Genomic DNA, 20,431 nt, shown 5'->3' with positions numbered 1-20,431 from the left:
TTTGAAAAATTACGGCTGCTCCCGACGCAAGCGATCGCAGAAAATGCGAAAGCTTCCTTGCGAAAGGCCGGGAAGAAGCCGCAAGAGAAAAGGAAAGTGGAATTACATATGAAACGAGAACAGCTGGGGTCCCGTCTGGGCTTTATCCTGCTGAGCGCCGGATGCGCGATCGGTATTGGAAACGTCTGGAAATTCCCCTACATCGCCGGACAGAACGGCGGTGCAATTTTTATTCTGATTTACCTGTTCTTCCTCGTGGTTTTGGGCATCCCCGTCATGACGATGGAGTTTGCGATGGGACGTGCCGCCCAGAAAAGTCCAGCCAAAATTTATAAGACGCTGGAACCGAAAGGAAGCAAGTGGCACTGGCATACCGGTTTTGCGATTGCGGGCAACTACCTGCTCATGATGTTTTATACGACCGTCGCCGGATGGATGCTGAAGTACTTTGTCGATATGTGTCTGGGCCGGTTTGAAGGTCTGGATGGCGCCGGGATCGGTGCGGCGTTTGATGCCACGCTGGCCAATGCAGGCAGCGAAGTATTTTACATGGGCGTCATTGTCGTCGCCGGTTTTCTGATCTGCATGCTCGGTCTGCAGAAAGGCCTCGAGCGCGTAACGAAAGTGATGATGATTTCGCTGCTCATCTTAATGAGCGTCCTGGCGATCAACTCCCTGTTTCTGGAAGGCGCCAACGCCGGTCTTCGCTACTATCTGCTGCCGGACTGGAACCGCTTCATGGAAATCGGACCGTGGAATGTCATCGTCGCGGCGATGAACCAGGCGTTTTTTACCCTTTCGCTCGGTATTGGTGCCATGGCGATTTTCGGCTCCTACATTAATAAGGATCGTGCCTTGCTCGGCGAATCGATCAACGTCGCCGTTCTGGATACGTTTGTCGCGATTGTTGCCGGCCTGATCATCATTCCAGCCTGCTTCGCCTATTCGGTCGATGTCAATGCCGGTCCGGGTCTGATCTTCGTCACGCTGCCCAACGTCTTTAACGCGATGCCGTTTGGCCGTCTGTGGGGCGCGCTGTTTTTCCTGTTCATGACGTTTGCAGCGTTCTCAACCGTTCTGGCGGTTTTCGAAAACATCCTTTCGAGCTGCATGGACCTGTTTGGCTGGGACCGCAAAAAAGCGTGTCTGGTCAATATGGCGGCAGTCTTCGTACTGTCGCTGCCCTGCGCTTTGGGCTGGTCGCTTCTGTCCGGCGCGGCACCGCTAGGAGCGGGAACGACCATCCTGGATTTTGAAGACTTCCTGGTTTCCAACATTTTGCTGCCTGGCGGATCGCTCATTTTCGTTCTGTTCTGCTGCACCAAGTTTGGCTGGGGCTGGAAAACTTCCGCAAGGAAGCCAACGAAGGAAAAGGCGCCAAAGTGCCTGAGTGGCTGCACCCTTACTGCAAGTACGTTCTGCCGGTCATCATTCTGGTGATTCTGGTGATCGGTCTGATCTGATCCTTCGCATATGTTCTGAAGCTGCTTTTTACAAAATCATTTCGCCGACCGCTAACCGTATTGCGGGCGGCGTTTTTGTATGGCCCGAAGCGAGCGGCGCGTATTGCGGGACATAAGAAAACCGCCTGCCGTAAGTTTTAAAACTTTGCTGGCAGGCGGTTTTGCTTCGCCGTTGGGAAAACAGGACTGAGGCGTGCCAGAGGTATGTCTGAGGCATGCGTGTTACCGGGGCTCCGTCTGAGAGACAGGAAATAGCCGGTAAGGCGATCGGATTTATTCGACCGCTTTGAGCGATTCTACCATCTGAATCTTGCGCAGACGGTATTTCATGATCCAGTTGACGAGCAGAGCGAAAAGCATGGTCAGACCGATGGAATAGACATAGGACTGCCAGAAAATCGTGCGGCCAAAGCGGATCGTATCGAGTTCGGCAAGGTTCATAATCAGATCGTGCAGGTAAATGCCCAGCAGCAGACCGACGAGTCCGCCAATGAGGGCAAGGATTATGCTTTCGCGGTTGATGTAGGCGTTGACTTCCTTTTCGGTAAAGCCAAGGACCTTGATGGTCGCAATTTCACGCAGACGTTCGGAAATGTTGACGTTGGAAAGGTTGTAAAGTACCACGAACGCCAGCATCGCCGCCGACAGAACGAGAACGACTACGATCGACTTGATCGAGGAAATCATGTTTTCAAAGTTGTCGATTGTCGCCGAATAGAAGGTGACGGACCGGACGCCCTCGTGCTGGAGAACGCAGCTGCCCAGCTCGCTTTCAAATTCCGGAGACGTATCGTCGTTAAGCAGCAGAATCTGCGCGTCCGGCTCTTCCTGAACATGGAGACGGTCGAACGTCTTTTGCGTTACGTAAAGCATGTGGCCGGTGTACTGTTCGAAAATGCCGGCGATCGGAAGATCTACTTCTTCATCGTCCGCCGTTTTGAAGAGGATCGTATCGCCTTTGGACAGGTGCATTTTCTCGGCCGTCTTGACGGAAACGAGAACGCCGTCGTTTAAAGACAGACGTTCGGAACCGTCCATCGGGATAAACGTCATGAACTCTTCGAAGGCTTCAGGATCTTCGACAATATTGAGCGTGGCGGACACATCCTTATCGTCATAGTGAACGGTAACAGGAAGGGTTTCGAGATTGAACGTATCTTCGATGCCCTTTTCCTTTTTCAGATCGGCGGCCAGCTGCCGTCCGTCTTCTTCTTTGGCATCCACGGCAGCATCAAAGTGGTAAATCGCCTGGAACTGGCGCGGAACGATATCGCTGATGGAGTCGTTCAGACCAAAGCCGGCGACCAGCAGGGCGGAACAGCCCGCGATGCCGATGACGGTCATGAAAAGCGCTTCTTATAGCGGAAGAGGTTGCGCAATGTGACTTTATGCATGAACGAAAGCTTTGACCAGAACCAGCCGACGCGTTCTAACAAAATCCGCTTGCCGGCCTTTGCGGCTTTTGGCCGCATGAGCTGGGCCGGCACTTCGCGCAGTTCCTTAATAATGGAGAAGAGCGCAGCGAGCAGCACGACGCCGGTAACGCTTAAAGACGCAAAGAGCATCAGACCCGGCTGGAAGCGGAACTGAATGGCTTCCAGGTTGTACATGATGTTCCAGGCGGAGTAGATGATCATCGGGAACACGTACATGCCGACGGCACAGCCGAGAATGCTGCCAAGAACGGAAGCGGATCCCGCGTAGAGCAGGTACTTCGCGGCGATTTGCCGGCGGGAGTAGCCAAGGGCCTTGAGGGTTCCCATTTCGTTGCGCTGCTCATCGACCATGCGCGTCATTGTCGTCATGCAGACGAGCGCGGCGACGAGAAAGAAGAAGACAGGGAAGACGGAGGCGATGCCGTCCATGCGGTCGGCGCAGGCTTCGTAGTCTTTATAGGAATAATGCGAGTTGCGATCGAGCACGATCCATTTGGCTTCGAGATCGTCGAGCTGCTTTTTCGCGTCCGCGATTTTGTCTTCGGCTTCTTTTTGTTCGTATTGTATTCGGCCAGACCGTCTTCGTATTCTTTCTGACCGCTGGCGTAATCGCTTCTGGCTTTTGCCAGATCGTTTTGGGCCTGATTGAGCTGGGCTACGCCATCGTCATACGTTTTTGGTTTGCGGCCAGCTGCGTTTCACTCGCAGCCAGCTCATTTTGCTGGGCCGCAAGTTCCTGACGCTGTTTGACTAAGGCGTCGCGCTGTACGATGGCGCTCTGCGCCTGAGCAATTCCGTCATTTAAGGCAGTAAGAGAGGCGTTTGCGGCATCGAGCGATCCGCCAATCGAGGTGAGAATAGAACTTTTCTGCGTGTTCAGCGCAGCTAGAGCGGAAGCTGCGTCGGGCGCGCCGGGCACTGCCTGGGCCAGTACGCCCTGCAGCTGTGCCTGCAGCGCCGCAAGCTGTTCTTTTAAAGCCGGCAGCTGCGTATTTTGGGGATCGGCGCTTTCGAGCGCGGCAATCTGTTGGCTCAGCGTCTGGATACCCTGATCGAGCGATTCGATTCCGGAAATGGCCTGATCGATGGACTGGACGCCCTGAATGGCCTGCGTGAGCGCATCTCGCCTGGCAATCAGATCGCTGGCGGTCGTATCGATGCCCTGCAGCTGAGCCAGCCCGGCATCAATCTGAGCAAGGCCGTCGGCGATCTGCTGCTTTCCGGACTGGAGCGCGCTGCGTCCCTGATCGAGCTGCGTTTTTGAACTGGCCAGAAGCGCTTCGTTATCGGAAATCTGCTTTTCGCCATCCGCAATCTGCAGCGCGGCATCCTCGAGTTTCTTTTTCGCGTCGTCGAGCTTCTTTTTCGCATCGGCGAGCTTGTCCTGGGCTTCCTTTTCCTGGTCGTCAATTTTCTGACGCTGTTCGTCTTTCCAGAGGACGGTTCGGCTGTCGGCGAGCGTTTCGACTTCATCGACGACCGGATCGGTCAGATCGAAGTAGGCGTCGGAATACGTATCCGCTTCTTTGGCCCCGTCGACGGTCAGATCGATTTCCGTAAAGTAGTCGGCCTTGATCGCGGACTGCGGGATAAAGAAATACGTATCGACTGTACCGGAACCGATCGAAGAAGAGCCGTGTACGTAGGACAGGTAGTTTGGAGAATAGGCTTTGCCGGTAATGGTGTAGGTGTCGTATTTGAGATCGTCGCTGACCGGCGTGTCGTTTCCGGAATACAGATGAACCGTATCCCCGATCTCAAAAGACCCGAAAATGTTTCCCGTGGCGCTGTCGCCTTCCACCATGCACTCCCTGTCGTTTTGCGGCAGGCGGCCTTCGACCAGACGCGGCGTATTGATCGTCTGTCCGTCCGTATAGGAGAGGACTTTAACGGTCATTTCCCGGCTGCCTTTGCGGCAGAGATAATCGGCGGAAAACTGACCTTGCGCGTCCTTCACGCCAGGTTCCTTTTTCAGCGCCTCGAGATCCTTGTCGCTTAAGCCGACGGTGGAGTACACCTGTATATCCTGCAGGTTGTAGCGGTCAAAGTAGACGTCGGCCGAATTTTTCATATCCGGCGCGCTGGCTTTGATGCCCGCAAAAAACGAGACGCCCAGAGCGGTGATGGCCAGGATGGACAGGTAGCGCCCCAGGGAATGGCGGATTTCACGGAACAGGTCTTTCCATAGTGCGGGTGTCATCAGTATTCAATCTCCCGTGCGCTCATCGGATGCTCGTTGCGGGTAATGCTTTCGATTTTTCCGGAACGCACTCGAATAATCTTGTCGCCGATCGGTGTCAGCGCCAGATTATGCGTAATGACGACGACTGTCGTCTTTTCCTTTACAGATGTTTTGCAGGACTTCGAGAACCTGCTTGCCCGTCTGGTAGTCCAGCGCGCCGGTCGGCTCGTCGCAAAGGAGCAGGCGCGGATTTTTCGCAATCGCGCGGGCGATTGCGACACGCTGCTGTTCCCCGCCGGAAATCTGGGAAGGGAAGTTGTTTTCCCGGTCGAGCAGTCCGACGGATTTCAGCGTTCCGGTAATATCGAGCGGGCTTTTGGAAATCTGGGCCGCCAGTTCGACGTTTTCGCGGACGGTCAGATTCTGAATCAGGTTATAAAACTGGAAGACGAACCCGACGTCATCGCGCCGATAGAGCGTCAGCTGCTTCGAATCAAAATCACTGACGATTTTATCGCCGACGCGAATGGTTCCCGAGCTGACGGTATCCATGCCGCCAAGCAGGTTGAGAATGGTGGATTTTCCAGCCTCGCTGGCGCCGGCGATAATCACAAACTCGCCTTCTTCAATCGAAAAGCTGACGCCGTCCAGGGCATGAATGCATACTTCACCCATCTGATAGTCCTTGCGGACGTCCTTGAATTCAATAAAACTCATCGCAGAACACCTCCTGAAGTCTCTAAATAGGGAAGGTTAGTTATCTTTTATTATGACCTGCTTTTGAGCAGGACTGTGCGAAAACCTTCATTTCCTGCCTCTCTTTGACCGTTTGGCAGCAATACGAAAAGCCGGGGCCAAAGAGAGGACCAAAGCGGCTGGAAAGCGTTTTTCAGGCCGGATTCTATCCCGAGAGGAAAAATGGAAAAATCCGGACAAAACGATGCAAAGACTGTCGAAAAAGGAAACTGTTGCCGGCCTGTACAGACAGGATGAAACGATCTGATATACTAAGCAATGGCATCTTGCTTTTAAAACCAGATGAAAGAATATTCCAAATTACTTAAATAGATCCTGTTTTCCTGTGTTTCTGCTCCATGTTTTCTGGACGAATGAAATGCGGATGGATTTCTGTGCGGATTTGGTTATGGCGTCTGTCGATCTGTTCTCTCCTTGTATTTTCGGCCTGCCAAAGCCATTTGCACACACAGCTGTCGATCTGTATATTTCAGTCATGTCCGATTAGTGGAAAACGGAGCATGGTCCGCTAAAATGTAGGCGGACCATGAAACGATGGCTCCCGCAAAATGGAGAACAGATCAATTATGAAAGTAAAAGTCATTACGGATTCCGGCAGCGGCTTAACGCAGAAGCAGGCCGAATCCTTAGGAATAGAATTTCTTCCCCTGCAGGTTCTCGTCGACGAGACACAGTATCTCGACGGCGTGGATCTGACCTGCGAAAAGCTGTATGAGCTTCTCGATGAAGGCAAAATGCCCACGACCAGCCAGCCGCCTCTTCTTCTTGAAGAAGAGCTTTTCGAACGGCTGAAAAGCGAAGGCGTAACGGACGTGATTGTCATCAATCTGTCCAACGGCCTCTCTTCAACCAACCAGATCATCCAGGCGACCGCAAAACGCTTCGATATCGTCGTGCATACGCTCGATATTTATACGACCCTCGCCGTGCAGCAGTATCTGGTCATTGCGGCCCAGCAGCTGCTCGAACAGGGCAGGGATCCGGAAGCCATCGTCGACGCGCTGCGCAAGTCAGTCGACGGTTCAGCCGGTTATCTGATGGTCGACAATCTCGACCATCTCGCCGCAGGCGGACGTCTGACGCCGCTTGCTGCCAAACTTGGCGGCATGCTCAAGATTAAGCCGGTCCTGCGCGTTTCCAAAGATACGCAGGGCAAAGTCGACTCCTTTGAAAAAGTCCGCACCTTCCATAAGGCGGTCAGCCGCGGCGTAGAACAGGTAGCCAAGGGTCTTGTGGACGGCGTCGACTACGAACTGTTCGTTCTGAACGGCAACGCGGATGCTTCGGCAGAGGCGGCAAGAGAAATGATGGCGGCGCTGCGTCCTGGAACAAAGGTTCATGTGCTGAACATGTTCCCGGTCATCGCGGCGCACACCGGACTTGGCTCGGTCGGCGTACAGTACATCCCGAAAATTGAAGGAGTGGAATATGATGAAACTCGCATTTGTGACTGACAGCGGAACCGGATTCAGCAGTGAATACTGGAAAAAGCATGGAATTTATTCCGTACCTCTGCAGATTACAGAAGGACAGAACACCTACGACGAGTTTGAAGATATCTCCTATGCCCAGGTCATTGACAACCTTCACCAGCAGAAACTGATGAAGACCTCGCTGCCTTCGCTTGGAAAAATCGAAGATCTCTTTGAACAGCTCAAAAAGACGGATATGAGGGCGTATTCTGCGTTCCGATCTGCCGCGGACTTTCCGGCACCCTGAATGCCATGGAGTCCGCTGCGCACCAGATGGATCTGGCCTTTTACGGGTTTGACTGCGGAACGACAGCCGTAACCCAGTCCCACTGCATTATCACCGCCAAAACGATGTATGAGCAGGGAAAGAGCATTGAGGAAATCATGGAAAAGCTCGAACAGATTGCGGGAAACTGCGATACGTTCGTTCTTTGCGACGACCTCCAGCACATGCGCCGCGGCGGCCGTCTGACCGCAACAGCAGCCGCTCTTGGCGGACTGCTCAAAATCAAGCCGATCCTTCACGTCAACCGCAAGACTGAAGGCCGCGTTGACGCGGTCGATAAAGTCCGCACGATGTCCCGCGCGCAGGATCGTACGATCAGCCTGCTCAAGGATATGGGCACCAATAAGGACTATGACTTTACCGTCGCTCACGTGGATTCTCTCGAAAGCGCGAAGGCGTTCGCCCGCAAGATCAAGGAAAACTTTGACGGGGCTACGGTTCGCGTAATCGATCTGGTCAGCGCCGTCGGCATTCATACCGGACTCAACTGCCTGGCGGTTCAGGTTTTTGATCCAGCCGGCTATCCGGTCATGGTTTATACCGACGAAGATACGATCCGCATTTAATGCGACTTTCGTACGAAAACGAAATTAAAAATTGGAGAGACAATAAAATGCCGCTGCAGGCGAGGAAAACCTGCGGCGGCATTTCGCGTTTTTCAAAAAGAAAAGACCGAGGAAACTCGGTCTGTGAATTTATTTGCGGGTCAGCAGCGCGGTTCGTACGGTGAAGTTTCCGTATTCGTCGAGCGCGCGAATCTGTACCATGCGCGATCCGGGTTCGTGGATCAGCATGGACGGATTGAGAATATAGAGCTTGCAGCGCGAACAGTCGCTGAGCTTGGTTACAAAACTCTGGGCGTCCACTTCGTCGCTGACGCCGACGGTCAGATTCTGCACTTCGAGTTTCGGCGCAGTCGTATCCACAACCTGAATGTCGACCTGGGACTGGTGCCCGTCGATCGTGCAGGCTCCGGTATAGCTGCCGGCCTTATTGATGTTGAGGTTGGTCGAGCAGACGGGTGTGCTTTCAGTTTCGTAATGAATCTTATCGATCATGTCATACAGCGAATAGTCCGAACCGGCTTCGACGGGGCTTACTTCCTTTTGAAGGTAATCGCTTCGGAAGCCATGAGCGGGTTGAACAGACTGGAAAAACAGCCAGTACAGTAATCGCCAGAATGGAGCTGAGTACAAGACGCGGCGTCTGGGACTGCCGCATATGAAGTAAGAAACGACGTTTTTCTGATAAAATCGACGACGCGCTCTAGCCGAGCGGGCCCGGCGTGCTTGAATCGGATTGAAATACATGATGTTCCTGCCTTGCGCAGCCAATTTCAATAACGGTACCGGTCTGCAAAAGATGCGGGGAAAGACCGGAGAAAATAAAAAGACGACCTCTGCGCAAGACACAATACTGTCACTGATTGCGGCTAAAGGCAAGCGCAAAAATGATGAAAACGTAATGAAAATGACACGCTGAAAGCGTGTAAGAAAAGCGTCTGTTTTCATAAAAAGAAGGATGCAGAAGCCATTCCTGTTTTGTCTGTTCTGAACTGGAAAAGCGCTTTCTTCCGGATCACAGACGACTGAAAACGCGTGTAAATTCCAAATACCATCTTTGAAAATTGATTGAACAAAACTTGATTTTTCTTTAGATTTCGCAAACCATTCCCTGTCTACAATCAGAAGGAGAGAAAAGCACCGCACGCGCCAAATCCAGACAGAAAAATTGAACGCATTTTTCATGGAATGGAGAAATGGAAGAAAGAAACCGGATCTTTCATTATGGAATAAGGCTTTAGCTCTCAGATTTTGAAAGCTTCAGGAGGATCTTTATTCGAAAGGATGGCCGCCCTTTGAGCGGCATCCTGTGAAGGAACAGAGAAAGGAGCTGTTGAATATGACAGGAAAACGATTTGGTTTGCAAAAGGCTCTGTGCGTGTGCTTAGGCATTCTTGTTTTTTCGGGCTGTACTGATTCTTCATCGAGCACTGCCGGCACGGTGCAGCCTTCTTCTTCCAGCACCGCCATGCAGACCATTTCTTCGAGCTCAGAAGGGGAGCTGTGGGTGATGGAAAATGACACGATCGCATCCAGGCTGCAGTACTGCCGCCCGGGTGAAGGCGGTCATATGATCACCCATGCCGATCTGAATTATGGCTTTGAAGCACCGGCCGACCTGCACTATGTTTCGGAGAATGGAACGATCTCCTTTAAGAAAGACGGAAGCTGGAAAGCGGTAAAACCTGGAGAAGACTGTATTACGCGGCTGCAGGACTGGGATCTGGAAGAAATGAAGGAAAGAGGTCTGGATCCGGATATCGCTCTGCAGCTGCCGAAGACGGATCGGTTCCATGTGTATGTAACGGAAGACTATCCTGTCTATACGCTCCGAAATCCGAAAACGGAAGAATACCGTCTCGTGGATGATCGTGCGGCCTGCACCGCTTTGGTCGATCAGGGATGGGAGCAGGTGGAAGAAATGTTTGTGATGTCAGCCGATTCGGGCACGAAAGTGCGTGCTTTCTACAATCCGGAAGACGGCGATCGGATTTATACGGTCGATTCGGAAGAAGCAGATCGCCTGCTCGAAAAGGGATGGACGGAAGAGGCTTCTCAAATGACTTCCGATACCGAAGAAGGCATTCCTGTGTACTGTCTGACGGCAGAAATCAACGGGAAGTCCCGCCATCTGTATACAACAAAGTACCATGACTGGCGCGCCTATGGAGATTTATGGAAAGTCGATGACGATATTGCCTTTTACGCCGTTCGGACGCCTCTGTATGACGATGGAACGCTTTATTGAGGAAGAATAGTTTCCGCATTCGAAAAAATGACTTTAGACCGGCCGATCGTACAGATCGAGCCGGTTCTTTTAATCGATCCGGTTCTTTTATGGGAAAAGAGCGGATATCGATGTACAGGCAGGAGAATAGAATCCCGGTGCTTGAGACGGCAGAGCGGACTGGCCGCACGGCATCTGGAATATTTCCCTGAAGACAGTCGGGCAGCCGTATAAAGATTCAGATTGAAAAACAGATCGTCAGACTACCCGGTTTTGAATCTGAAAAAGGACAGACTTGCGCATTTTCTCCTTTTCTGATAAGGTATTTCGGCAAGTCTATCTTGCTTCCTGTCCTGCCTGATGACAGGACCGACAGACCAGAGGGAGGTGTACATGATGAAAAAGTATGAGGTTATGTACATTGTGAATGCATCGCTCGATGACGAACAGTTCGCAGCTCTTGAAAAAGACTGTATGCTCCAATCATTGAGAACGGCGGCTCCGTTGACAAAGTGGACAACTGGGGCGTAAAAGATTTTGCCTACGAGATCAATCACATGAAAAAAGGCCACTATGTGGTTATGTACTGCACCGCTAACAACGAAGGAATTGAAGAATTCCAGCGTCTGTGTCGTATCAACAACAGCGTAATTCGTGTCATGGTTATCAAAAAAGAAGAAGAAAAGTAAGAGGTACCGTCTATGATGAACCGCGTTGATTTAATTGGTCGACTGACGAGAGATCTGGAACTTCGCCGGACTCAGTCAGGTAATAACATGCTCAGGTTTACTCTTGCTGTAGAGCGCCGCTATAAACAGCCTGGACAGCCGGAAGCTGACTTCATCAGCTGCACGGCGTTTGGCAAAACAGCGGAGAACATGGCTCGCTTTTTGCATAAAGGCTCGCTGATCAGCGTCGAAGGACGCATTCAGACCGGATCCTACGTTAACCAGCAGGGACAGAAAGTCTACACGACCGATGTCATTGCGGACAACGTACAGTTCCTCGAACCGAGAAACGCTCGAGGCGGATACGTTCAGGATCAGGGCTACGGCTACAATGGCGGTTATTCGGATAATTCCCAGAGCTACGGCGGCTACGGCAGTCAGGACGCTTCGGGAGGCCAGAACTATTCTGGCGGTTATTCGAACCAGAGCTACGGCTATGGTTCGCAGGCATCCAATCCTTACGCGAAGAGCGAAAACACAGGATTTGGAGCTGCTTCTGCTTCACCCGACAATGACACAAGCGGCATCGTCGACGATTCGTCCACCCTGGACATTTCTTCCGACGATCTGCCGTTCTAAACGAATTCAAGAAAGGAGATCCGACACATGGCATTCAAAAAACAGCGCATGGGCCGTAAAAAGTCTGCTACTTTACAAAAAACAAAATCAAGGAAATTGATTACAAAGATGTTGAACTGCTGAAGCGTTTCATCAACACGAACGGAAAAATCATCCCCAGACGTGTTACTGGAACTCGCGCCCGCTACCAGAGACAGCTTGCTACTGCCATCAAACGCGCACGCCAGATGGCTCTGCTGCCTTACGTTGCAGACTAATTTCGGTTAATTTACCCATACCCATTCAGACAGGCTGGCTTCGGCTCGCCTGTCTTTTTCAATCCGCACAAAAGGCCTTTCTGCTGCTGAGAACAGAACGGCCTTTTTCCATGAATGGGGAATGTTCGATTTTCAGAAGGGAGATCTTCGCTTTCGAGCGTCTGCAGCTCCTTGCTGGAGAGCTGAAGAAGATCCGGATTTCTGACGAGCCGTACGGCCTGTCGGGAGATGGCTTTTTCCAGCATCGTCCGTACATCCCGCGCGTTCGCAAAGCCTTTGGGGGCCGGACGGGTCAGCTGCTGGAAATAGGCGCCTGCTTTCTTTGCGGCTGCCGGACTCAGTGTGTAATCGAGCGCTCTGGCCATGTGTTCGAATATGGAAAACAGCTGGTCAGGCAGAAAGTCTTCAAAGTGAATGCACGTCGTAAAGCGGGAGCGCAGCCCCGGATTGGAGTCGAGAAAGCGGTCCATTTCCGCCGGATAGCCCGCTGCTATAACGACAAGATCGTCGCGGTGATTTTCCATCTCGCGCAAAAGAACTTCGATGGCTTCGTGTCCAAAGTCGCGTTCGGACGAGCGGGCAAGCGCATACGCCTCATCGATAAAGAGAACGCCGCCGATGGCTTTATCGATGACCTTTTTCGTTTTCATCGCCGTAGAGCCGATGTATTCGCCGACCAGATCGCCGCGCGTGCATTCCACAAAGGTTCCGCGCGAAAGAAAGCCGAGATCCTTGTAAATGCGGGCGACAATCCGGGCGGTAGTCGTTTTGCCGGTGCCGGGGTTGCCGGAGAAGATCAGATGGCGGGCGGCCGGTGCGCTTTTCAGCCCGCGCGATTGACGCAGCCGGCTGATCTGGAGCAGGTCGCAAAGCGTATGGATTTCGTTTTTCGCTTCTTCCAGACCGGTCAGCGCATCCAGCTGTCGTAAATCTTCCTGCAGTGCACTGGAGGAAAGCGAAGAATCGTCCGGCGAGGACTTTGTTTCTTTTTGCCGGTTGCAGACTCGTCTTCGCGTTGGTCTTCTTTGTTTCCAGCGGGCGCCTGTGAGACCTCTGCGAATTGTTTGGCAGACAAATTCGACATAGATGCATCCGAAGAATCCAAATCGGTTCGACCTGGATCGAAAAGCGTATCGATCTGATCGTGAATGGCGTGAAGCAGATCCTGATTGGCATTGGGGAAGTCTGGATCAGCAATCTGAAAGAAATGGTCCGCAAACTGAAAATCCTCATCGAGTGAAACAGAATCGTCGAAAACATTTGTATTCAGCACAGTCGGATTCTCATGAATCCATGCGCTCTCCGGCCGGCTTTCTCTGGGAAAGAAGGCGATGAATTTCTGAACGGCGCTTTCGGAGCGGGTCCGGTTCCAGACGCCCATCATAAGCGTATATCCCAGTTTTCGGCGCATGTCCCAGCCAGTCAGCTCATGCAGGAAATCGCACGTTCCTAAAGCGGTCAGCAGATTCTGGCGCAAAGAAGATTCAACAGTCATGCCCTCATTATAAAAGCGAAGAAAGGAAAACCGTCCCTTATGCCTGTCTTCAAGGTATGTCTTCACTGCCAGTCTTCACCGTATGTCAGTGAGGCGTATCGTCTCTGCCTGTCTTTCCCGCATTTCTTCTTTCCATATCTCCACTGCGGTATTTTCGCTGCCGGTATTTCCTGCCGCCTTATGCGGGCATACAGACCGGCGGATCCAAAACGTGTCTCGCCTGCAGCTGCCGCACTTTGGGCAATCCGAATGACTTTTCACTCGATTTGTGGCCTTGTCTGTCAAAATATTTGGCTGGGCAAATCAAAATGAAATACTGCGAGGCTTCGTACAATAGGGATAGAAAGACTTCGCAAGGAAGCATTGAGGTGATTTTATGTTATTTGGAATTCTGGCCCCTTATTCGTATGGACTCGACTTCAACATCGGTCTTACGGCCTGGCTGGGCATTGCCTGCATCATTCTGGAGGTCGTCGGCCTCTGGAAAATGTTTGAAAAGGCGAACGTGGCTGGCTGGAAAGCGCTGATTCCGGTTTACAATCTGTATCTGCTTTACAAGATCAGCTGGCAGACGAAGATGTTCTGGTTTGGCCTGGGAACGGAACTGTTCGCTGGTATTTTCTACTATCTGGCGGTTGGAACGTTCAATTCCGCATTCCTGTATTTCGCCTATGGCCTTTCGATTGTAGCGGCCATTATTCAGGCCTGCCTCTGCTACAACGTTTCGCTGGCGTACGGCCATGGCATCGGCTATTTTCTGGGCATCTATCTGCTGGATTTCCTGTTCTATCCGATCATCGGCTTCGGTTCGAGCCGCTACATTGGAAACCGCTACGAAGGCTATACAAGCGGCAGCCGCTCGTAATCGAAATTGTTTTTCAATTTATTTCAAATGGAAGGCCGTCTGAACAGAGGGTCTTTTGTATGGACGAGGGCAAAGATCAGTAAAAGAAAATGGCAAACACACCGCAGACTTACCGCAAGTGCGCCGGGAAATACGGCCGGCAAGTATGTGATTTTGTCAGAAATATGGAGCGCACAGCCAAATCAGCCTAAGATATACGTGTATATGAAAATTCAGTCTATTGTCCGGGCCGGAATGCTCACCGCGGTTTTTGGCGTCTTTCTGTTTCTGAACACGCTTGGCGGACTGTGGGTCGAATCGCTCTTTCCGTATTTTTCGGACTGCCGATTCTGCTGTGCTGTCTGATCTGCGATCAGGATTCCAAAGTACCGCTCTGCGCGTTTCTGGCCATGTTTCTACTTATGTTCATGCTCTCCGGCATCACGACCTGGCTGGTCGCCGGATCAATGCTGGTATGCGGGTATGTGTTTGGCCGCGGCGCCATACGCCAGAAAAATCTTTTGTTCTCTGTCTGGCGACCATGCTCATTCTGTTTGTGACGGATCTGCTTTCTATGACCGTCTTTGCCGCAGTCTTTGGTTTTGACGTTAAGGAAGAACTGTCCGTCATGGGACCGTTTTTGTGGATGGTCTCGCCGATGATGATTCTGATCCTGCTGGCGTTTATTGAAAGTCTGCTGGAAACGCTGGTGGCGGCGCTGGGCTGCGTCGTTCTCTGCCAGCGGGTTCTGCACCGGCCGGTGCCGTTCAAGCTGCCGGAAAACTGGGACGTTTCTCCGTGGTGTTTCTGGCTGCTGCTCGTTTTATGGGGCGTATGGGAAATTCTGGTTTACCAGAACAATCCGGCGCTCACGGTATGGCGCGATCTGGCGCTCGGTCTTCTGATTCTTGATTTTTTACTGATGGTCTGGCAGGGCTATCTGCTGCAGTTTCGAAAAGCCAGAACGGCGATGGACGAACTGCGTGACGATCCCTCCGTACAAAACCATCCGTCGAAACTGAAAAAGAAAAGAAAAGCCATTCAGAACCGCCTGTTCTGGATGACCTTCCTTTCGCTGATGCCTCTGCTCAATGTGTATACGGCATTGACAGGGATGTATAATTTAGTCTTACGTACCTTTGCCAGAAAGAAAGGTTCGTAAGTCCTGCACGCAACCGCCCGCTAAAGTAAGATTCGATCCGTTTGTTTTGAAAAAGACGCTCTTTGTTCGAAAAACGATCGATCCGTGTGCGGCAAGAGAAGCTGCTGGCTTCTTGAAACCTGCAGGAGGTATGGAAAGACAAAGGAGCACATCATGAAAGAATACGGGAAATGGCTGTTTGCTTTCTATTTCCTGCTTGCGCTTGGCGGTGTCATGACTGTCTACGAGGCGATTGCGGGAGAATGGATCATGTTCGCCCTGCTTCTGCTGCTGGATGCGGGATTTCTGTTTCTGATTACCGCGTTCTGGCTGCAGTTAAGAAGGAAGGGCATCCAGTCCGATGCCAAGATCAGCCGCATTCTGGGGCGCGACGCCAAAGAGGCGCTCTCCATTGGCGAAGTCGGCATCATCACCTACAACGAAGAATACGAAGCCACCTGGGTTTCGGACTATCTGCGCCCCTTTTTCCCGAATCTGGTCAATCACAAGCTCACCGTGGTGATTGACGGCATTAAGGACCTGTTTCAGAGCGATATTGATTCGGTCGTCTGCATGTATAACGGCAACACGTTCGAATTCATTCATAAGGAAGACAGTTCGGTTCTGTTTGCGCGCAACATTTCGGAACTCGAACGCTATAAAAGATGATTGCGCAAAACAGCATCGTCGTCGGAACGCTGACACTCGACAACTATTCCGAGTATCTGTCCTACGACAACGAAGCGCTGATCAACGACATCAACACGCGCATTCGCACGCCTCTTCTGGCCTGGGCCAAGGAGATGCACATTTTAATGCGCCGTACGCGCTCGGACCGCTATCTGCTCGTTCTGGACTCTGAAATCCTCACGTCCATGCGCAAGAAGAACTTCCCGATTCTTCAGAAAATCAAGGACGCAGCCAACAAGTCCGATCTGTCGATGACCATTTCCGCTGCCTTCGTCAGCGACCAGCCGAGCTTTCTGGAAATCGACCGTCTGCTCAACGAACTGACCGAACTCGTTCAGTCGCGCGGCGGCGACCAGATCGCCATTAAAAGGGGAAAATCCGGTCGAATTCATCGGCGGCAATTCCGAAAAATCCACCCAGCGCTCCAAGGCGCGCGTCCGCACTGTCGGCGCCAGCCTGCAGGATGTCATTCGCTCTTCCCAGAAGGTGTTTATTCTGGGTCACGTTAACACCGACTACGACGCCATGGGCGCCGCGCTGGCCGCTTCCAACTGGGTTCGCGCGCTGGGCAAGGATCCGTATATCGTATTAAAGGACGTGCCGCGCGATTCGCAGCTGTCCGATACGATGAACGCCTACTCGAGCACCATTCTCAGCCGGCATCGCTGCATTACCGAAGAGCAGGCACTGGAAATGGCGGACGATAAGAAAGATCTGCTCGTTCTGGTCGACCATTCCAACCCGGCCATTTCATCGGGCAAGGAACTGCTCAAGCGGGATATTCGAAAAGTCATTATTGACCATCACCGCCGCAACGCGGAAGCCAGCCAGGAAAATGTTCTGGTCAGCTACATCGAACCGGAAGCCAGTTCGACTTGCGAGCTTATGACAGAACTGCTGGAATCCTCGACGGTCTCCATTCCAATCTATGAAATGGAAGCGACAATCATGTATCTTGGTATCGTTGTCGACACCAGCCGCTTCAAGCAGCACACGTCCGAGCGGACGTTCCAGGCTGCCGCGACGCTGCGCTCCTGGGGCGCGAACGCCAACCGCGCCGAACAGGCTCTGCAGGTGGATTATTCCGCCTATCGCCGCAAGGCGCAGATGATTGAAAAAGCAAAGCTGTATCGCGATAAATATCTCATTGATATTCTGGATGAGCCGGTCAGCCGGACGATGCTCTCCAAAATTTCCGATGAGCTGCTCAGCTTCAAAGGCTGCAGCGCGGCATTCACCATCGGAATCAACGAAAACAACGGCAGCGTAGCTGTCTCTGCACGCAGCGACGGAAGCGTCAACGTGCAGAAAATTATGGAAAAATGAACGGCGGCGGCCATTTCACGGCCGCGGCCCTCGAGAGAGAAAACGCAACGGTCGAAGAAGTCGCTGCCCAGCTGCAGGATCTTCTCGATGAAGAGGAGGAGTAGAAATGAAAGTAATTTTGTTAACCGATGTCCGCAAAGTCGGAAAAAAGATGAAGTCAAGGAAGTTTCGGACGGATACGCCCGCAACTACCTGATCAAGAACGGTCTGGCTGTGGTCTGCTCCAAGGAAAACACCCGTGCCCTGGACGAGCGCATCGCCGCGCGCAAGGAAGAAGACGACCAGAACCGTCAGGAAGCTGAGCGCATCGCCAAAGAGCTGGAAAACATGCAGCTCGAGTTCACCCTCAACACCGGAAAAGGCGGCAACACGTTTGGCCAGATTTCGTCCAAGCAGATCGCCCATGCCCTTTCGGAAAAAGGCATTGTCGTCGACAAGCGCAAAATCATGATGGAAACGCCGGTAGATTCCTTAGGCACCACGAACGTGAAAGTGGATCTGTACAAAGGAAAAATCATCGGAACCATTCACGTCCATGTCAGCGCGAAAGGAGCTTAATCTGTCATGATTCAGGAACTGCCCAATGCGAGCCGCATGGAGCAGGCCTTGCTCGGTGCCGTACTGATCGACCCTGAAGTCCTGTCCAAGTGCCGGGACGAGGATCTTACGGCAGCCGAGTTTTTGTTCCTGCTCACCAGCAGATTTATTCCGCCATGCTGGCGCTCGCGTCCGCCGGCCGTCAGGTTGATTTTGAAAATATTGTGCTCCGCCTGCAGGAAAACGAAGAACTCGAAAGCAGCGGCGGCATGGACTATATTTCCGAACTCGTCGACGGTGCTGTCTCCGGCGCGGTCGCGGGCCGCTATATTGAGACCATTCAGGCCAAGGCGCAGCTGCGCCGCCTGATCAGTACTGCGGATCGGATCTCGGAAGAAGCTTCGGGATCTTCGCTCGAACTCGATTCCATTCTCGATGACGCCGAACGGTCCATCATGGACGTCACCCGGCGCCGTCGCGGTTCGGACTTTCGTTCTTCGGCGGAAATCTGCGAAGAAGTAAAAATGAAATTTCCATTTTGCGCGAACAGAGCGGCATCAGCGGCATCCGGACCGGGTATACCGATCTCGACCGGATGACCAACGGTCTGCACCGCGGTGATCTGATTATTCTCGCCGCCCGACCGGCGATGGGTAAGTCGGCGTTCGCGCTCAATGTCGCCAACCAGGTTGCCCGACGCAACCCGGGCGCGGTCGCCATTTTCTCGCTGGAAATGCCGGCGGCTTCGCTCATGAAGCGTCTGATTGCCTCGGAATCCAGAATCGATGGCGGCAAGCTCACCAGCGGCAAGCTCGACGACGGCGAAATGAACGGCCTTTCTGATGCGTGCGCTCAGCTGTCAGACCGGGAACTGTTTATCGACGATACGTCGATGGTCAAAGTCAGCCAGATTTTCTCGAAATGCCGCAAGCTGAAAAACCAGGCCGGTTCGCTCTCTCTGATCGTCATCGACTACCTGCAGCTGATCAGCGGAAGCGGCCGTACCGACTCGCGTCAGCAGGAAGTTTCGGACATTTCGCGAAACCTTAAAATTCTCGCCAAGGAAATGGACTGCCCGGTTATCGCGCTTTCCCAGCTGTCCCGAAAAGTCGAAGAGCGTACCAACCATGAACCGCAGCTTTCCGACTTGCGTGAATCTGGATCGATCGAGCAGGACGCGGACATCGTCATGTTCATTTACCGTGAGCAGTACTACAATTCGGATCCAGATCAGCAGACGGAAACCGAAGTTGTCGATCTTTCCCTGAAAAAGCATCGAAACGGTGAAACCGGTAAAGTTCAGCTCGTGTTCGAAAAGTCGTATTCGCTGTTTTCTTCTCTGGCGCATGACGGAGTGCCTGGCTATGCGGGTTGATCTGCTCTGCTCGGGATCGAAAGGCAACGCCTGTCTGGTCCGGCATAACAATACGAAGATTCTGATCGACTGCGGACCTCCGTCCTGGCGCTATCTCAAAAACGCCATGGATGATGCAGGGGTAAGTCCGGACGATCTGGATGCCCTGCTCATTACCCACAGCCACAGCGACCATATCCGGCAGCTTTCGCATTTTACCGGCCTGCCGGTATACGCCTGCTGCGCCCTTCATCCCAAAAACTATAAAAAGCAGCCGGTGACTCTCGATCTGCGTCAGGTTCTGCCGCCTGTCCGCTTTCAGGTAGGGGACCTGAAAATTCTCGCCTTGCCAACCTCGCACGATTCGGGTCCGTCGATGGGGTTTGTCATTAAGTCCGAACACGAAAAGCTCGTATACATGACCGATACCGGCTACGTGCCTGAAGCGCTGTTTGGCGATCTTTCGGATGCGGACTACTACATTTTTGAAAGCAATCACGATCTGGAAAAGCTCAACCAGACCGACCGGCCGTTCGCTCTGAAAATGCGCATCGCCTCCGATACCGGTCATCTGTGCAATCAGGACAGCGCCCGCATTCTCTGCAGCTGCATGACCCGGCGCACCCGCCATATCGTTCTGGCTCATCTTTCCGAAGAAGCCAATACGCCCGAACTGGCGCTAGGCGCTCTGTTTGAACGGCTCGAGTATGCGCACGTTCATCACGATCAGCTTGTGATTGAAGCTGCAAAGCAGTTTGAACCGCTCCATTTTGGCGAGATCCGGGAAGATGATGAGGCGGCTGACGAAACGGCGGCTGCGTATTCGGCGGATTTGTCGGATTTGTCGGATTTGTCGGATTTGTCGGATTTGACAGACCCGGCAGACAAAGCGAAAAACACGGACAGTACGTCTTTTCCGGATCGAAAGAGGATGCTTCGCCTGCGGCTTTGCCTGCGCCTCAAAAAGCTGCTTCCAAACGCTCACGTTCCAAAGCCGCTTTGGCGGGTCATGGCGAATCGTCACATGCTGCCTGAAACGAAATCGCATGCTTTCTTTTCCAACAGGAAATCGTCTCATTTTCGTTCATAAAGCTG

The 20,431-nt window shown here is 52.5% G+C and carries 25 protein-coding genes and 2 pseudogenes; 20 read left to right on the top strand and 7 right to left on the bottom strand.

Annotated features, from left to right (window positions below; genetic code table 11):
• The first annotated feature begins 108 nt into the window (after positions 1–108).
• Positions 109–1,440: a sodium-dependent transporter gene (locus KWG61_RS14710; protein WP_367614225.1), complete on the top strand. Its 1,332-nt coding sequence runs from the start codon at positions 109–111 to the stop codon at positions 1,438–1,440.
• A 296-nt stretch (positions 1,441–1,736) separates the two neighbouring features.
• Here KWG61_RS14710 and KWG61_RS14705 read toward each other — a convergent pair whose 3' ends face one another.
• The 4 genes and pseudogenes from KWG61_RS14705 to KWG61_RS14690 form a co-directional block, all read right to left on the bottom strand.
• A complete protein-coding gene (locus KWG61_RS14705) occupies positions 1,737–2,807 on the bottom strand; it encodes an ABC transporter permease (protein WP_242744463.1) in 1,071 nt (356 codons plus the stop codon).
• On the bottom strand, positions 2,804–3,385 hold the full coding sequence (locus KWG61_RS14700; RefSeq protein WP_242744462.1) for an ABC transporter permease: 582 nt from the start codon (positions 3,383–3,385) through the stop codon (positions 2,804–2,806). The genes KWG61_RS14705 and KWG61_RS14700 overlap by 4 nt, the downstream gene beginning before the upstream one ends.
• A gap of 169 nt (positions 3,386–3,554) precedes the next feature.
• Positions 3,555–5,099 carry a hypothetical protein gene (locus KWG61_RS14695; protein WP_242744461.1) on the bottom strand — a complete coding sequence of 515 codons (1,545 nt, stop codon included), beginning with the start codon at positions 5,097–5,099 and terminating at the stop codon, positions 3,555–3,557.
• A pseudogene (locus KWG61_RS14690) lies at positions 5,099–5,798 on the bottom strand (ABC transporter ATP-binding protein). Before KWG61_RS14690 ends, KWG61_RS14695 begins: the two are co-directional and overlap by 1 nt.
• A 605-nt stretch (positions 5,799–6,403) precedes the next feature.
• Between KWG61_RS14690 and KWG61_RS14685 the strand changes: the two are divergent.
• From KWG61_RS14685 to KWG61_RS14675, 3 genes are read left to right on the top strand one after another with little or no spacing between them, the layout of a single operon-like run.
• On the top strand, positions 6,404–7,291 hold the full coding sequence (locus KWG61_RS14685) for a DegV family protein (protein ID WP_230267203.1): 888 nt from the start codon (positions 6,404–6,406) through the stop codon (positions 7,289–7,291).
• Positions 7,266–7,556: a DegV family protein gene (locus KWG61_RS14680; RefSeq protein ID WP_242744460.1), complete on the top strand. Its 291-nt coding sequence runs from the start codon at positions 7,266–7,268 to the stop codon at positions 7,554–7,556. The genes KWG61_RS14685 and KWG61_RS14680 overlap by 26 nt, the downstream gene beginning before the upstream one ends.
• Positions 7,529–8,161 (top strand): DegV family protein, encoded by a 633-nt coding sequence (locus KWG61_RS14675; protein ID WP_367614403.1) that lies wholly within the window; start codon positions 7,529–7,531, stop codon positions 8,159–8,161. The genes KWG61_RS14680 and KWG61_RS14675 overlap by 28 nt, the downstream gene beginning before the upstream one ends.
• Before the next feature lie 129 nt (positions 8,162–8,290).
• On the opposite strand, the gene KWG61_RS14670 is transcribed toward KWG61_RS14675, so the two are convergent.
• Positions 8,291–8,791, bottom strand: coding sequence for a hypothetical protein (locus tag KWG61_RS14670; protein WP_242744459.1), 501 nt, complete (start codon positions 8,789–8,791; stop codon positions 8,291–8,293).
• 103 nt (positions 8,792–8,894) lie between these two features.
• On the opposite strand from KWG61_RS14670, the gene KWG61_RS14665 reads away from it, so the two are divergent.
• From KWG61_RS14665 to rpsR, 6 genes and pseudogenes are all read left to right on the top strand, one after another.
• Positions 8,895–9,077: a hypothetical protein gene (locus tag KWG61_RS14665; protein ID WP_242744458.1), complete on the top strand. Its 183-nt coding sequence runs from the start codon at positions 8,895–8,897 to the stop codon at positions 9,075–9,077.
• Between the two features lie 420 nt (positions 9,078–9,497).
• Complete coding sequence (locus KWG61_RS14660; RefSeq protein ID WP_230267206.1) at positions 9,498–10,406, top strand: hypothetical protein; 909 nt, start codon at positions 9,498–9,500, stop codon at positions 10,404–10,406.
• Positions 10,407–10,778: 372 nt separating this feature from the next.
• Entirely contained in the window at positions 10,779–10,916 is a 138-nt protein-coding gene (locus KWG61_RS14655; protein WP_242744457.1) for a hypothetical protein, read from the top strand.
• The gene (rpsF, locus tag KWG61_RS14650; protein ID WP_242744455.1) at positions 10,898–11,074 is read left to right on the top strand and encodes a 30S ribosomal protein S6; all 177 of its coding nucleotides are present in this window, start codon (positions 10,898–10,900) and stop codon (positions 11,072–11,074) included. Before KWG61_RS14655 ends, rpsF begins: the two co-directional genes overlap by 19 nt.
• Positions 11,075–11,086: 12 nt before the next feature.
• Complete coding sequence (ssb, locus tag KWG61_RS14645; protein ID WP_242744453.1) at positions 11,087–11,692, top strand: single-stranded DNA-binding protein; 606 nt, start codon at positions 11,087–11,089, stop codon at positions 11,690–11,692.
• A gap of 27 nt (positions 11,693–11,719) precedes the next feature.
• Positions 11,720–11,949 (top strand): annotated as a pseudogene (gene rpsR, locus KWG61_RS14640) (30S ribosomal protein S18).
• 11 nt (positions 11,950–11,960) lie between these two features.
• On the opposite strand, the gene KWG61_RS14635 reads toward rpsR, so the two are convergent.
• Positions 11,961–12,746, bottom strand: a complete 786-nt coding sequence (locus tag KWG61_RS14635) for an AAA family ATPase (protein WP_367614402.1) — start codon at positions 12,744–12,746, stop codon at positions 11,961–11,963.
• Positions 12,747–12,856: 110 nt separating this feature from the next.
• The gene (locus KWG61_RS14630; RefSeq protein WP_242744451.1) at positions 12,857–13,444 is read right to left on the bottom strand and encodes a hypothetical protein; all 588 of its coding nucleotides are present in this window, start codon (positions 13,442–13,444) and stop codon (positions 12,857–12,859) included.
• Between the two features lie 376 nt (positions 13,445–13,820).
• On the opposite strand from KWG61_RS14630, the gene KWG61_RS14625 reads away from it, so the two are divergent.
• From KWG61_RS14625 to KWG61_RS14585, 10 genes are all read left to right on the top strand, one after another.
• Positions 13,821–14,309 carry a DUF5684 domain-containing protein gene (locus KWG61_RS14625; RefSeq protein WP_230267209.1) on the top strand — a complete coding sequence of 163 codons (489 nt, stop codon included), beginning with the start codon at positions 13,821–13,823 and terminating at the stop codon, positions 14,307–14,309.
• 287 nt (positions 14,310–14,596) lie between these two features.
• Positions 14,597–14,848, top strand: coding sequence for a hypothetical protein (locus KWG61_RS14620; RefSeq protein WP_242744449.1), 252 nt, complete (start codon positions 14,597–14,599; stop codon positions 14,846–14,848).
• Positions 14,830–15,450 carry a hypothetical protein gene (locus tag KWG61_RS14615; RefSeq protein WP_242744447.1) on the top strand — a complete coding sequence of 207 codons (621 nt, stop codon included), beginning with the start codon at positions 14,830–14,832 and terminating at the stop codon, positions 15,448–15,450. Before KWG61_RS14620 ends, KWG61_RS14615 begins: the two co-directional genes overlap by 19 nt.
• 153 nt (positions 15,451–15,603) lie before the next feature.
• Positions 15,604–16,098 (top strand): hypothetical protein, encoded by a 495-nt coding sequence (locus KWG61_RS14610; RefSeq protein ID WP_242744445.1) that lies wholly within the window; start codon positions 15,604–15,606, stop codon positions 16,096–16,098.
• Positions 16,095–16,628 (top strand): hypothetical protein, encoded by a 534-nt coding sequence (locus KWG61_RS14605; RefSeq protein WP_242744443.1) that lies wholly within the window; start codon positions 16,095–16,097, stop codon positions 16,626–16,628. Before KWG61_RS14610 ends, KWG61_RS14605 begins: the two co-directional genes overlap by 4 nt.
• A complete protein-coding gene (locus KWG61_RS14600) occupies positions 16,606–17,445 on the top strand; it encodes a DHH family phosphoesterase (protein WP_242744441.1) in 840 nt (279 codons plus the stop codon). Before KWG61_RS14605 ends, KWG61_RS14600 begins: the two co-directional genes overlap by 23 nt.
• Positions 17,446–17,532: 87 nt before the next feature.
• Positions 17,533–18,003, top strand: coding sequence for a 50S ribosomal protein L9 (gene rplI / locus KWG61_RS14595; protein ID WP_367614224.1), 471 nt, complete (start codon positions 17,533–17,535; stop codon positions 18,001–18,003).
• Positions 18,004–18,158: 155 nt separating this feature from the next.
• Complete coding sequence (locus KWG61_RS17855; RefSeq protein ID WP_367614223.1) at positions 18,159–18,581, top strand: DnaB-like helicase N-terminal domain-containing protein; 423 nt, start codon at positions 18,159–18,161, stop codon at positions 18,579–18,581.
• Positions 18,521–19,357 carry a replicative DNA helicase gene (gene dnaB / locus KWG61_RS17850; RefSeq protein ID WP_367614222.1) on the top strand — a complete coding sequence of 279 codons (837 nt, stop codon included), beginning with the start codon at positions 18,521–18,523 and terminating at the stop codon, positions 19,355–19,357. Before KWG61_RS17855 ends, dnaB begins: the two co-directional genes overlap by 61 nt.
• Positions 19,347–20,426: an MBL fold metallo-hydrolase gene (locus tag KWG61_RS14585; protein WP_242744439.1), complete on the top strand. Its 1,080-nt coding sequence runs from the start codon at positions 19,347–19,349 to the stop codon at positions 20,424–20,426. Before dnaB ends, KWG61_RS14585 begins: the two co-directional genes overlap by 11 nt.
• The last annotated feature ends 5 nt before the right edge of the window (positions 20,427–20,431 follow it).

The sequence above is a fragment of the Allobaculum sp. Allo2 genome (genome assembly GCF_022701175.1).
In the GTDB taxonomy this organism is placed as follows: Bacteria; Bacillota_I; Bacilli_A; order Erysipelotrichales; family Erysipelotrichaceae; genus Allobaculum; species Allobaculum fili.
This window is presented reverse-complemented; position numbering and strand designations above follow the sequence as displayed.